This is a genomic window from Phytobacter sp. MRY16-398 (assembly GCF_003925915.1).
Classification (GTDB): Bacteria; Pseudomonadota; Gammaproteobacteria; order Enterobacterales; family Enterobacteriaceae; genus Phytobacter; species Phytobacter diazotrophicus.
The window spans coordinates 4,851,145-4,864,035 of sequence record NZ_AP018756.1; the positions used below are offsets into that span (position 1 = coordinate 4,851,145).

At 55.9% G+C, this 12,891-nt stretch carries 11 protein-coding genes; 9 read left to right on the plus strand and 2 right to left on the minus strand.

The window, feature by feature from the left end; genetic code table 11:
* Positions 1-189: 189 nt before the first annotated feature.
* Positions 190-2,727, minus strand: a complete 2,538-nt coding sequence (mrcB, locus tag MRY16398_RS23720) for a bifunctional glycosyl transferase/transpeptidase (RefSeq protein ID WP_039078415.1) — start codon at positions 2,725-2,727, stop codon at positions 190-192.
* A gap of 273 nt (positions 2,728-3,000) precedes the next feature.
* The gene (gene hrpB / locus MRY16398_RS23725) at positions 3,001-5,430 is read right to left on the minus strand and encodes an ATP-dependent helicase HrpB (RefSeq protein ID WP_125125299.1); all 2,430 of its coding nucleotides are present in this window, start codon (positions 5,428-5,430) and stop codon (positions 3,001-3,003) included.
* A gap of 136 nt (positions 5,431-5,566) precedes the next feature.
* Here hrpB and thpR point away from each other — a divergent pair, with 136 nt between their 5' ends.
* The 9 genes from thpR (at position 5,567) to panD (ending at position 12,790) form a co-directional block, all read left to right on the plus strand.
* Positions 5,567-6,097: an RNA 2',3'-cyclic phosphodiesterase gene (thpR, locus tag MRY16398_RS23730; protein ID WP_071193667.1), complete on the plus strand. Its 531-nt coding sequence runs from the start codon at positions 5,567-5,569 to the stop codon at positions 6,095-6,097.
* A gap of 12 nt (positions 6,098-6,109) precedes the next feature.
* A complete protein-coding gene (gene sfsA / locus MRY16398_RS23735; RefSeq protein WP_039078412.1) occupies positions 6,110-6,814 on the plus strand; it encodes a DNA/RNA nuclease SfsA in 705 nt (234 codons plus the stop codon).
* A gap of 180 nt (positions 6,815-6,994) precedes the next feature.
* The gene (dksA, locus tag MRY16398_RS23745) at positions 6,995-7,450 is read left to right on the plus strand and encodes an RNA polymerase-binding protein DksA (RefSeq protein WP_001155227.1); all 456 of its coding nucleotides are present in this window, start codon (positions 6,995-6,997) and stop codon (positions 7,448-7,450) included.
* 126 nt (positions 7,451-7,576) lie between these two features.
* On the plus strand, positions 7,577-8,473 hold the full coding sequence (gluQRS, locus tag MRY16398_RS23750) for a tRNA glutamyl-Q(34) synthetase GluQRS (RefSeq protein ID WP_125125300.1): 897 nt from the start codon (positions 7,577-7,579) through the stop codon (positions 8,471-8,473).
* A gap of 69 nt (positions 8,474-8,542) precedes the next feature.
* The gene (gene pcnB, locus MRY16398_RS23755) at positions 8,543-9,940 is read left to right on the plus strand and encodes a polynucleotide adenylyltransferase PcnB (RefSeq protein WP_222557120.1); all 1,398 of its coding nucleotides are present in this window, start codon (positions 8,543-8,545) and stop codon (positions 9,938-9,940) included.
* A 68-nt stretch (positions 9,941-10,008) separates the two neighbouring features.
* Positions 10,009-10,494 carry a 2-amino-4-hydroxy-6-hydroxymethyldihydropteridine diphosphokinase gene (gene folK, locus MRY16398_RS23760; protein ID WP_039078409.1) on the plus strand — a complete coding sequence of 162 codons (486 nt, stop codon included), beginning with the start codon at positions 10,009-10,011 and terminating at the stop codon, positions 10,492-10,494.
* A gap of 117 nt (positions 10,495-10,611) precedes the next feature.
* Positions 10,612-11,403: a 3-methyl-2-oxobutanoate hydroxymethyltransferase gene (panB, locus tag MRY16398_RS23765; RefSeq protein ID WP_079497232.1), complete on the plus strand. Its 792-nt coding sequence runs from the start codon at positions 10,612-10,614 to the stop codon at positions 11,401-11,403.
* Positions 11,404-11,414: 11 nt separating this feature from the next.
* Positions 11,415-12,269, plus strand: a complete 855-nt coding sequence (gene panC, locus MRY16398_RS23770; protein ID WP_039078407.1) for a pantoate--beta-alanine ligase — start codon at positions 11,415-11,417, stop codon at positions 12,267-12,269.
* 140 nt (positions 12,270-12,409) lie between these two features.
* On the plus strand, positions 12,410-12,790 hold the full coding sequence (panD, locus tag MRY16398_RS23775; RefSeq protein WP_125125301.1) for an aspartate 1-decarboxylase: 381 nt from the start codon (positions 12,410-12,412) through the stop codon (positions 12,788-12,790).
* Positions 12,791-12,891: the final 101 nt, after the last annotated feature.

Consider the following 12,891-nt stretch of genomic DNA (forward strand, 5'->3'; position numbering starts at 1 on the left):
GCATAATATGCGAAGCGCCGACCGCATAGCAAGCGCTAAGCGGCCCTGCGCGGTGTGAGGGATTAATAAACAACCAAGTAAAAAGGATGGCGTTAAGAAGGAATTAAAAAGGATTTAAAACGAGGTTAAAGAGATGTTCCAGCCATGCCTAAATCAAAAACCCCAGCCGGGCGACTGGGGGTTTGAGCATTAGTTACTACCGAACATATCTTTAATCCAGCCTGCAACACCGTCGCTCTTCTCTTGCTGCTGTGGTGGCTGTTGCTGAGGCTGCTGCTGTTGCGGCGGCGGGGTTGACTGATCGAACGGATTACCCTGCTGCGGCTGCTGCATCATCGGATTTTGCTGGCACAGCGTTTCCGGGCTGGTCGTCCAGACCGGCAGTGAACGCACACCGCCACCGCCGCAAATGAAGTTGCCCATATCATCCACGCTCATGGTGGTGATATCTTCCGGCGGCGTCAGATCCAGCGGAATTGGCGACTGGTTTGCCAGATAGCGCTGATAGATAGCCATCGCCCCGCTCGCACCATACAGCTTGGTCGGCTGGTTATTATCACGCCCAACCCAGGTAATCGTCACTTCACGCCCGTCAATCCCGGCAAACCAGGTATCGACGTTGTTGTTGGTGGTACCGGTTTTCCCTGCCAGATGCAGCCCCGGATATTTCGCGCCGAGCTGGCGCCCGGTACCGCGCTGAATAACCTGCTGCATGGTCCACAGGGTCAGATAGGCCGCCTGTGCAGGTACCGCACGCTCAGACTGCGGATAACTCTGGTACAGCACCGTACCATCCTCTGCAATGACTGAACGCAGCGCAGACAACGTTGCGCGGTTACCGCCGCTGGCGATGGTCTGGAACGCTTGCGCGACTTCAATCGGCGTCAGGTTGAGCGCCCCCAACAGCATGGACGGGTTAGCCGTTAACTGATCTTTAGGCGCACCTAATTTCAACCAGGTGTCGGTCACCGCAGGCAGCCCCATTGCCATCCCGAGGTTAACTGTCGGCACGTTCATGGAGCGCGTTAACGCATCCACCAGCATCACCTGACCGCTAAAACGGTGGTCGTCGTTTTGCGGTGCCCAGACCTGACCATTGGACAGACGCAGTGAAATCGGCGCATCGGCAATGGAGGTATTCAGACGGAATTTATCCGGCTGGCTTAGCGCTGTCAGGTAGGTCGCCGGTTTTGCCAACGAGCCGATAGAGCGGCGCGCCTGCATTGCACGGTTATAGCCCGCAAATTGCGGCGTCGCCCCGCCGACCATTGCACGGACTTCGCCACTGAAGCGATCCACAACCACCATCGCGGTTTCCAGGTCGTCCAGTTTACGCTGCTTGATCAAGGCCGGAATACCTTCCACCGCCGCTTTTTCTGCCGCGTCCTGCGCAACAGAATCAAAGGTGGTGAAAATCTTCACCCCCGACAAGTCCTTCACTTTGTCATCGCCGAGTTTAGCCTGAAGCTCCTGACGGACCATCTGCATAAACGCAGGCTGCGGCGAAATCACGCCACCACGCGGCTGCACACCAAGTGGACGAGCGCTGAGCATGTCGTAAAGCTCCTGGTCAATCACCTTCTGCTCTTGCATCAGGCGCAGGACAAGGTTACGTCGCTCCAGGGCCAGTTTAGGGTTACGCCACGGGTTGTAGATTGACGCCCCTTTCACCATCCCGACCAACATCGCCTGCTGGTCGAGACTCAGCTCTTCCACCGGACGGCCAAAGTAGTAAAGGCTTGCCAACGGGAAACCACGGATTTCGTTATCACCGCTCTGCCCGAGGTACACTTCGTTCATGTACAGTTCAAGGATACGATCCTTGCTGTAACGGGCATCGACGATCAGCGCCATATAGGCTTCGTTAGCCTTACGCCAGTAGGAACGCTCGCTGCTCAGGAACAGGTTTTTTACCAATTGCTGGGTCAGCGTACTCGCCCCCTGCACCGTACGTCCGGCGGTCAGGTTCGCCAGCACCGCACGGCCAATCGAGTAAAAACTGATACCGTCATGCTCGTAGAAATGGCGGTCTTCGGTCGCCAGCAACGTATCCACCAGCAGATCCGGGAAACCACTACGCGGGACAAACAGACGCTGTTCGCCGTTAGGCGAGGAAAGCATGGTGATCAAACGCGGATCGAGACGGAAGAAACCGAACTGACGGTTGCTGTCCATGTTCTCAATGCTATCGAGCCGGTCGCCATCAAACGTCAGACGTGCCCGGACCTGCCCTTCTTTGCTATCAGGGAAGTCAAACGGGCGGCGGATCATCTCAATGCTTTTCGCCTGCACGGTAAACTCGCCAGGACGCGTCATCTTCGTCACCTGACGGTACTGTGTGGCTTCCAGCAGTTTGACCATCTCGTTTTTGCTGATGGGCATATCCGGCTCAAGGTTGACCATACGGCCATAGACGGCAGCCGGCAGTTGCCACACTTTGCCATCGATACGGCTGCGGATCTTCTGATCCAGGTACACGCCATAAATGGCCAGCAGCACCGCACCCACGATACAAATTTTCAACAGCAGCCAGAACCAACGGCGCTTACCGCGAGGTTTACCGCCTTTACCTTTCCCTTTGCGCGGCGCTGAGTCCTGCTCATCGCCATCATCATCTTCGTAATCGTCGTATTCCTCTTCTCTGACTCGACGACGACTTACTTTCTCTTTTGCCGGACGTGAAGGTCTGCTCTTACGTCCAATTGGCTCGCGGTCATTCCCCGCCATGCTCTCTCTCCGCAACATTCAGGCGCAAGGGCCTGATTCTCAGTTCTTCCGCCTCCAGGCAGAAGAAGAAATCTCTCAAAATAAACAGCAGATTTTCTCAACGAGAAAATCTTAGTGTCTGCACCCTCTCCCTGTGGGAGAGGGCCGGGGTGAGGGCACCAGGCCGCACTCCAGGTAAACAGCAGATTTTCTCAACGAGAAAATCTTTAGTGTCTGCACCCTCTCCCTGTGGGAGAGGGCTGGGGTGAGGGCATCAATCTGCCCCGCCCATAACTACGAATACTTTTTCGTGCGCCGCGTCGGTGCGGCATTCGCCGGATCGTCAGGCCAGACATGTTTCGGGTAACGCCCTTTCATCTCTTTTTGCACTTCACGGTACGCCCCCTGCCAGAACGCCGCTAAATCGCGCGTAATTTGCAGCGGACGCTGAGCCGGGGAAAGCAGTTCCAGTACCAGCGCAATGCGCCCCTGAGCGATAACAGGCGTTGTGGCCTCACCAAACATCTCCTGCATACGCACCGCCAGAGCAGGCGGATTATCCTCATGATAACGAATGGCAATCCGACTTCCCGTCGGCACAGTGTAATGCCCAGGCAGTTCACTATCCAGACGTTGACGCAAAGGCCAGGGTAAGAAAGCTTTTAATGCTTCGCCCACGTCCAGCGCTTTCAACGCGCGAAGCGAATGTACGCCCCCCATTTGCGGTAACAGCCAGCTTTCCAGAGAAGCCAGCAGCGAAGCGTCATCCACCGCAGGCCATGCCTCTTCCGGCAGCCATTTCGCCGCGCAATGTAAACGCAGACGAAGCTGTTTCGCCTCGGGCGTCCAGTTAAGGACATCCAGCCCTTTATCACGAATGCCGTTGAGCATCGCCTGGTGTAGTTCTTCTTCCGGAAGCTTCGCCAGCGGCTGAACCTTTACCGTCAATTGACCAATCCGGCTACGGCGAAATGCCTTTAAGGTTCCCAGCGCTTCATCCCATTCCACAGAGTCAGACGGCTCAACAATGTGCGGACAGGCTGCCATTAACCGATCAATGTCCAGCGGCAGCGCCAGCAAAATGCGGGCATCCGGCGACTGGCTCCCTTGTAACAGCAGTGGCGCGAGCAGCCATTCATGGCGATTAAGCGCGTCATCCGCGTCAAGCATTGCGCCCATTCCGTTTGCCAGTTGATAACGCCCGTCCTGGCCACGCCTGCGCGCAATGCGGTCGGCAAAAGCGCTGGCAAGCAACGGCGCCAACAGATCGCTATCCGGCTCCCCTTCCGCACTTTTCAACCGCCGGATCAACTGTCGGGCACGCTGCTGCCACTGGGGCTGATTGCGGGAAAAGGCAACGCTCAAATCGGTATTCCCCCCGCGCGGCGGCTCTTCAAGGATGGCTGCCAGCTTCGCCGCCGTTGCCACCTCATTCGCACCGCTGGCGCTCGCTAACATCGCGGCCAGGCGCGGATCGTTACCCAGCGATGCCATTTTTTTCCCGAACGCAGAGAGGCGATCGCCTTCCAGCGCCCGCAGTTGCGTCAACAACCGCTTCGCTGCGGCAAGGTTAGTCGCTGGCGGTAAATCCAGCCAGCTAAGCTGCACGGGATCTTGGCATCCCCACTGTAACAACTCCATCAACAGGCCAGACAAATCGCTTTGCAAAATCTCTGGCTCGCTCTGTGCCGCCGCCCTTTCGGCCTGTTCTTTGCCGATCAAATGCAAACAGATACCTGGTTCAAGGCGCCCGGCACGTCCGGCACGCTGCGTCATCGATGCCTGGCTCACGCGCTGAGTGACAAGCCGTGTTAGCCCTGTTCGCGAATCGAAACGGGCCACCCGCTCCTGGGCGCTGTCCACTACCAGGCGAATGCCTTCTATGGTCAGGCTGGTCTCGGCGATATTGGTCGCCAGCACCACCTTTCGTTGCCCGGCAGGCGGCGGAAGAATGGCTTTGCGTTGTTCATTGAGCGACAACGCCCCATACAGCGGACAGAGCAATACATCGTCAGCGACCCGGCTGGCCAGTTGTTCCTGCACACGCTGGATCTCCCCGACTCCCGGCAAAAACAGTAACAACGACCCCGATTGCGAACGCAGCAAATCGGCTGTCGCCACCGCGACCGCCTCGTCAAAGCGCTGATGGCTGTTTAAGGCCTGATAGCGCCGCTCGACCGGGTGCATACGCCCCTCGGAAACAATCAGCGGCGCATCCGGCAACAGGGTCTGCAGGCGGCTGTTATCAAGGGTGGCTGACATGACCAGCAGTTTCAGGTCGTCACGCAGTCCCTGCTGGACATCCAGCAATAGCGCCAGCGCCAGATCGGCCTGCAGGCTACGTTCGTGGAATTCATCAAGGATCACCAGACCAACGCCGTTCAGCTCGGGATCGTGCTGGATCATTCGCGTCAGGATCCCCTCAGTCACCACTTCCAGACGCGTATTCGGCCCAACACAAGTTTGGGCTCTCATCCGATAGCCGACCGTGTCACCAGGCTGCTCATTGAGCAGTTCCGCCAGCCGTTGCGCCACGTTACGGGCAGCCAGCCTGCGCGGTTCAAGCAGTAAAATACGCCCGTCAATACCGCCCTGCTGCAACAATTGCAGCGGCAGCCAGGTTGACTTCCCCGCGCCTGTCGGGGCAGTTAGCAGTACCTGGGGAGCGTGTTGTAACGCATTGAGAAGGTCGGGCAATACGGCAGCAACCGGCAGTGAGGACACTCAAGGCTCCAGAGGATTCACATTGATAAGGACGGGGCCAATTGTACATGAACTACGGCGCTTTGGAGCGCCGAAGGATTTGCGAGCATCCGCCTGCCATTGTAGCATCGCGACAAATCCTAACTGAGTGCCTGCCATGTCTGAATCGAAAAGGCTGTTTTTTGCCATCGAATTGCCCGACGCCACCCGACAGGCGGTGGTGCGCTGGCGGGCGGAACATTTCCCGCAAGATGCCGGACGACCGGTTGCGGCAGCAAACTTACATCTGACACTGGCGTTTTTGGGGGAAGTGAGCGCGGAAAAACAACGGGCGCTGGAAACGCTGGCCGGTCGCATTCGTCAGCCAGGCTTTACGTTACAACTCGATGATGCCGGGCAATGGTTGCGTTCGCGCGTCGTCTGGCTTGGCTGTCGCCAGTCGCCACGCGGGCTGTTGCAACTGGCGGATATGCTGCGCGCTCAGGCTGCACGCAGCGGATGCTGGCAAAGTCCAACGCCGTTTCATCCTCATATCACCCTGCTACGCGATGCCAGTCATGCGGTCACGATACCGCCGCCGGGTTTTCACTGGACTTTTCCTGTAACAGAATTTGTCTTATATGAATCGCAGTTTGCCGGAGGACGTCTGCGCTACACGGCGTTAAACCGCTGGACGCTAAAAACATAAAAAGGATATGTCATGGAATTTTCTCCGCCCCTCCGATCCGCCACGCTTATTCAGCGCTATAAGCGGTTTCTTGCCGATGTGATCACGCCAGAAGGCGAAACATTGACAATCCATTGTCCCAATACCGGCGCAATGACCGGTTGCGCCACGCCTGGCGACACGGTTTGGTATTCCACATCAGAAAATACTAAACGCAAATATCCGCATACCTGGGAATTAACGCAAACCCAACAGGGCGCTTTTATTTGCGTTAATACGCTTCGCGCTAATACGTTAACGAAAGAAGCAATACAGCAAAACCGTTTGCCAGGACTGTCGGGTTACAGTGCGCTGAAAAGTGAAGTGAAATATGGTGCCGAAGGCAGCAGAATTGATTTTCTGTTACAGGCGGATGGCCGACGCAACTGCTATATTGAAGTGAAATCAGTAACGCTCGCCGAGCGGGAATGCGGTTTTTTCCCTGATGCAGTTACGCTACGCGGACAAAAGCATCTGCGTGAGTTAATGAGCGTAGCGGCCAGCGGCGACCGCGCGGTTATTCTGTTTGCCGTGCTGCATTCAGCCGTTGAACATTTTTCTCCAGCGCGCCATATTGATGAGAAATACGCACGATTGTTAAAGGAAGCACAAGGTCAGGGAGTAGAAATTCTGGCGGTAAAAGCGGAACTTTCTGCTACAAATATGACTCTGAGATTGCCGCTGCCTTTCACGATATAGAGCAGCGATTGACTAAATTGACTAATAAGTGTTCTGGTCGCGTGCGCAAATACGCTTTTCCTCACAGGCTTGTCAAGTGTTACGTTTAGATATTTGCCATCCGGAAAAGCATCTGCTATTTATAGCGGCCTGATTTTCCCCCAACACGGGGATCGATAGTGCGTGTTAAGGAGAAGCAACATGCAAGAAGGGCAAAACCGTAAAACATCGTCCCTGAGTATTCTCGCCATCGCTGGGGTGGAGCCGTATCAAGAGAAACCGGGCGAAGAGTATATGAATGAAGCCCAGCTGGCGCACTTCAGGCGTATTCTTGAAGCGTGGCGTAATCAACTCAGGGATGAAGTCGATCGCACCGTCACCCATATGCAGGATGAAGCAGCTAACTTCCCGGACCCGGTAGACCGTGCCGCACAGGAAGAAGAGTTCAGCCTCGAACTGCGTAACCGTGACCGCGAGCGTAAACTGATCAAAAAGATCGAGAAAACGCTGAAAAAAGTTGAAGACGAAGATTTCGGCTACTGCGAATCCTGCGGTGTTGAAATCGGCATTCGCCGCCTGGAAGCGCGTCCGACCGCTGACCTGTGCATCGATTGCAAAACACTGGCGGAAATTCGCGAAAAACAGATGGCGGGTTAATTCGCCTCTGACCGACAGCCGGTCAACCCCTCAGACGGCGCAGCGCTGATTCCAGCCTGCGCCTTCAAATCAGGCTGTGCTATAGTCGGGGAAAATTTCCCGTATTGTCGGCGTTTCCTGTCTTTTATGTCTGACTCTCACTATATTGGGCGCTTTGCGCCGTCACCGTCCGGTGAACTCCATTTTGGCTCGCTCATTGCTGCACTTGGCAGCTACCTGCAGGCGCGCGCGCAGCAGGGTACCTGGCGAGTGCGTATCGAAGACATTGATCCCCCGCGTGAAGTTCCCGGTGCCGCAGACACCATCTTGCGCCAGCTTGAGCATTACGGCCTGCACTGGGATGGCGATGTACTCTGGCAATCACAACGTCATGAGGCCTACCGCGACGCGCTGGCCTGGCTTCGTACTCGTGGGCTGAGTTACTACTGTACCTGTACGCGGGCGCGCATTCAGAGCGTGGGCGGTACCTATGACGGCCACTGCCGTAGCGCTAATAATGGCCCGGAAAATGCGGCTGTACGTCTGGTGCAGCAACATCCGGTGCTCCATTTTCACGACAGGCTACGCGGCGAACTCTATGCGGATGAAAAACTGGCGCGCGAGGATTTCATTATCCACCGCCGGGATGGCCTGTTTGCCTATAACCTCGCCGTCGTGGTTGACGACCATTTTCAGGGCATCACGGAAATTGTGCGCGGCGCAGATTTAATTGAACCCACGGTCAGGCAAATTTCGCTCTACCGACAATTTGGCTGGCCAGTGCCACAGTATGTCCATCTGCCGCTGGCGCTCAATGCGCAAGGGAATAAACTCTCCAAGCAAAACCATGCGCCAGCCTTGCCCGGTGGCGATCCGCGCCCCATAATAATCAGGGCGTTACAATTCTTAAACCAGAGCGCAACAAATGAGTGGCAGGATCTCAGCGTCGACGATTTGTTGAAAAATGCGGTGGCAAACTGGACGCTCACTAACGTGCCCATTGCAGTGGATGTGAATACGGCATTCTCAAACGCCTCGCGCTGAGCTATGATTAGCCGCTATTTTTTTGTCCTTATTTTTTTGTCCTGACGTTTGACACTACCGAGGTGCACTATTTTTACCCGAGTCGCTAATTTTTGCCGTAAGGTGCTAAGTCGCGAAGAGAGCATGGTCGTTGAGGCTAGCGTACAACCTCAGATGACGGTTATCCCGCGTGAACAGCACGCTATTTCTCGCAAAGATATCAGTGAAAATGCGCTCAAAGTCCTCTACCGCCTGAACAAAGCCGGTTACGAGGCTTATCTCGTCGGTGGTGGCGTGCGTGATTTATTGCTGGGCAAAAAACCAAAAGATTTCGACGTCACGACGAACGCCACGCCGGACCAGGTGCGTAAATTATTTCGCAACTGCCGCCTGGTGGGTCGCCGTTTCCGCCTGGCCCACGTCATGTTCGGGCCGGAAATCATTGAAGTCGCCACCTTTCGCGGTCATCACGAAGATACCGAAGCCGACCGCACCACGTCTCAGCGTGGCCAGAATGGCATGTTGCTGCGCGACAATATTTTCGGTTCTATCGAAGAAGATGCTCAGCGTCGCGATTTCACCATTAACAGCCTTTATTACAGCGTTGCTGACTTCACCGTGCGTGATTATGTCGGCGGCATGCGCGATCTGGATGAGGGCGTCATTCGCCTGATTGGCAACCCGGAAACCCGCTATCGCGAAGACCCGGTACGTATGCTGCGCGCGGTGCGTTTCGCCGCCAAACTGGGTATGAACATCAGCGCTGAAACGGCCGAACCGATTCCTCGTCTGGCCGCCCTGATTAATGACGTCCCCCCTGCGCGCCTGTTTGAAGAGTCGCTGAAATTATTGCAAGCGGGCTATGGTTTCGATACCTACATGCTGCTGCGCGAATACAACCTCTTCCAGCCTCTCTTCCCTACCATCAGTCGCTTCTTCACCGAAAACGGTGACAGCCCGATGGAACGCATCATTGCGCAGGTGCTGAAAAACACCGATACCCGCCTTCACAACGATATGCGGGTTAACCCGGCGTTTTTGTTTGCAGCTATGTTCTGGTATCCGTTGCTGGAAACCGCGCAGCGCATTACTCAGGAAGGCGGTCTGGCATATTACGACGCCTTTGCGCTTGCCATGAACGATGTGCTGGATGAAGCCTGCCGTTCACTGGCCATCCCGAAACGCATCACCTCGCTGATTCGCGATATCTGGCAGCTACAACTGCGTATGTCCCGTCGTCAGGGGAAACGCGCGTGGAAACTGATGGAGCATCCGAAATTCCGCGCAGCCTACGATCTGCTGGCCCTGCGTGCCGAGGTTGAAAACAACGGCGAACTGCAGCGGCTGGTGAAATGGTGGGGAGAATTTCAGGTTTCCGCACCGCCGGAGCAGAAAGATATGCTTGACGACCTGGGCGATGAACCCGCCGTTCGCCGTCGCCATCGCCGCCCGCGCAAACGCGCGCCGCGCCGTGAAGGCAGCGCATAATGTTATCCCTTTCAGGCCTGCCACGCGCAGGCCTGATGCTATAGAGAATGAAAAACGCAGGAGCCTGTATGTCCCCGACCCTTTGCTATATCGCCATCGGCAGTAATCTCGCATCGCCTCTGGAGCAGGTAAAGGCAGCGCTGGACGCCATTGGGGAGATCCCGCAAAGCCGCGTGGTCACCGTCTCCTCGTTCTACCGCACGCCTCCGCTTGGCCCGCAGGATCAGCCTGACTATCTCAACGCCGCCGTCGCGCTGGAAACAACCCTTGAGGCCGAAGCGCTGCTTGACCACACCCAGCGCATTGAACTGCAGCAAGGGCGCGTGCGTAAAGCCGAGCGCTGGGGGCCACGCACGCTGGACCTGGATATCATGCTGTTTGGCGATCAGGTTATTCAGACGCCGCGTCTCACCGTTCCCCATTACGACATGAAAAATCGCGGCTTTATGCTGTGGCCGTTATTTGAAATTGCCCCTGCCCTGCGATTCCCTGATGGTATGACGCTGAGCGCCGCCCTCACAGAATGCGCAGCGGACAAACCTGCCTTGTGGTAAAACGCTTTTCTGGCGCTTCTGATGTGATCGGTGTTAAACGATTGCCTAAAATCATTGTTCACCTGAATGTTGCTGTTAGAATGCGCCAGAATTCGTTTTTAGCCATCAGGAAACGTTATGAAACCCACCACCATCTCCTGGCTGCTTAAGTGCAAACAGGAAAAAAAACGCTTCGCTACCATCACAGCCTACGATTACAGCTTCGCTAAACTGTTCGCCGAAGAAGGCATCAATGTGATGTTGGTTGGCGACTCGTTAGGGATGACGGTACAAGGTCATGATTCCACCCTGCCCGTGACGGTAGACGACATTGCCTATCACACGCGCGCGGTGCGCCGTGGCGCCCCTCATTGTTTGCTACTGGCCGACCTGCCGTTTATGGCGTATTCCACACCGGAGCAGGCCTTTGAAAACGCCGCCGCCGTGATGCGCGCCGGGGCCAATATGGTAAAAATCGAAGGCGGTCGCTGGTTGAGTGATACGGTGAAAATGCTCACCGAACGCGCTGTGCCAGTGTGCGGGCACCTGGGGTTAACGCCACAGTCCGTAAATATCTTCGGTGGCTACAAAGTTCAGGGGCGCGGCGATGCCGGACAAACGCTGCTGGACGACGCGCTGGCGCTGGAAGCCGCTGGTGCGCAGTTGCTGGTTCTGGAGTGTGTGCCGGTTGAGCTGGCAAAGCGTGTCACGGACGCGCTGACCATTCCGGTCATTGGTATCGGCGCAGGTAACGTCACAGACGGCCAGATTCTGGTGATGCACGACGCGTTCGGCATTACCGGTGGTCATATCCCCAAATTTGCGAAAAACTTTCTGAGCGAGGCAGGCGACATGCGCGCTGCCGTGCGCCAGTATATTGCCGACGTTGAGTCCGGGGTCTATCCGGGCGAAGAACACAGTTTCCATTAAGGAGTGCCGTTGTGTTGATTATCGAAACCCTGCCGTTACTGCGCCAGCATATTCGAAGAGCGCGTCAGGAAGGAAAACGCATTGCGCTGGTGCCAACGATGGGCAACCTGCACGATGGTCATATGACGCTGGTTGAGGAAGCCAAAGCCCGCGCGGATGTGGTCGTGGTGAGCATTTTCGTCAACCCCATGCAGTTTGACCGCGCCGACGATCTGGCTCGCTACCCGCGCACCCTGCAGGAAGATTGCGAAAAGCTCAATAAACGGAAAGTGGATTTTGTTTTCGCCCCTGTGCCAAATGATATTTATCCGCAGGGCACAGACACGCAAACCTATGTGGATGTGCCTGGTATCTCCACCATGCTTGAAGGCGCAAGCCGCCCGGGGCATTTCCGTGGTGTTTCCACCATCGTCAGCAAGCTCTTTAACCTGGTCCAGCCAGATATCGCCTGCTTTGGTGAAAAGGACTACCAGCAGTTGCAGCTCATTCGCAAAATGGTTGCCGATATGGGCTATGACATTGAGATTGTCGGGGTTCCGACCGTGCGTGCTAAAGACGGTCTGGCGCTCAGTTCCCGTAACGGCTATCTCACCGCCGATCAACGCAAAATCGCACCGGCTCTGAGCAAAACCATGAACGCGATGGCCGCAAAACTGAGCGCAGGCGATCGCAATCTCGAAGAGATCATTGCCCTGGCGGAACAGGAACTTAACGACAGCGGCTTTCGCGCAGATGACATCCAGATCCGCGATGCAGACACGCTTCTGGAGCTGGCGCAGACCAGCAAACGCGCGGTGATTTTGATGGCCGCCTGGCTGGGTCAGGCGCGTCTCATCGACAATAAAGTGGTTGATCTCCCCCTGTAGACAGGGGTTAAAAAACGGGCAATACTGGCCTGTTATCGGCCTGGTCTGGCGCTGTCGCCGGGCCGGGAAAGTCTGGCCGGGCAGCAAAATGCCACCCGGCGATATACCTGTATTTCGTTACGCCATTAAAGGTAGAAGTTATGATTCGCACGATGCTGCAAGGCAAGCTCCACCGCGTCAAAGTGACACAGGCCGACCTGCACTATGAAGGTTCCTGCGCGATTGACCAGGATTTCCTTGAGGCGGCTGGTATCCTGGAATACGAAGCCATCGATATTTACAACGTCACTAACGGTAAGCGCTTTTCCACCTATGCCATTGCCGGTGAACGTGGCTCCCGCATCATTTCAGTTAACGGTGCGGCGGCGCACTGTGCTGACGTTGGCGACATCCTGATTATCGCAAGCTACATCACCATGCCGGATGAGCAGGCGCGTAGCTGGCAGCCGAAAGTCGCCTACTTTGACGGCGACAACGAGATGAAACGCACGGCAAAAGCGGTTCCGGTACAAGTTGCCTGAATGGCATAGCCGACTCATTAATCAGGCATAATGGGCGTATTGATGCAGACAGTTTGAACACGGACAGCGCGCAGTCACCGGAGCGTACACACAGTACGTGA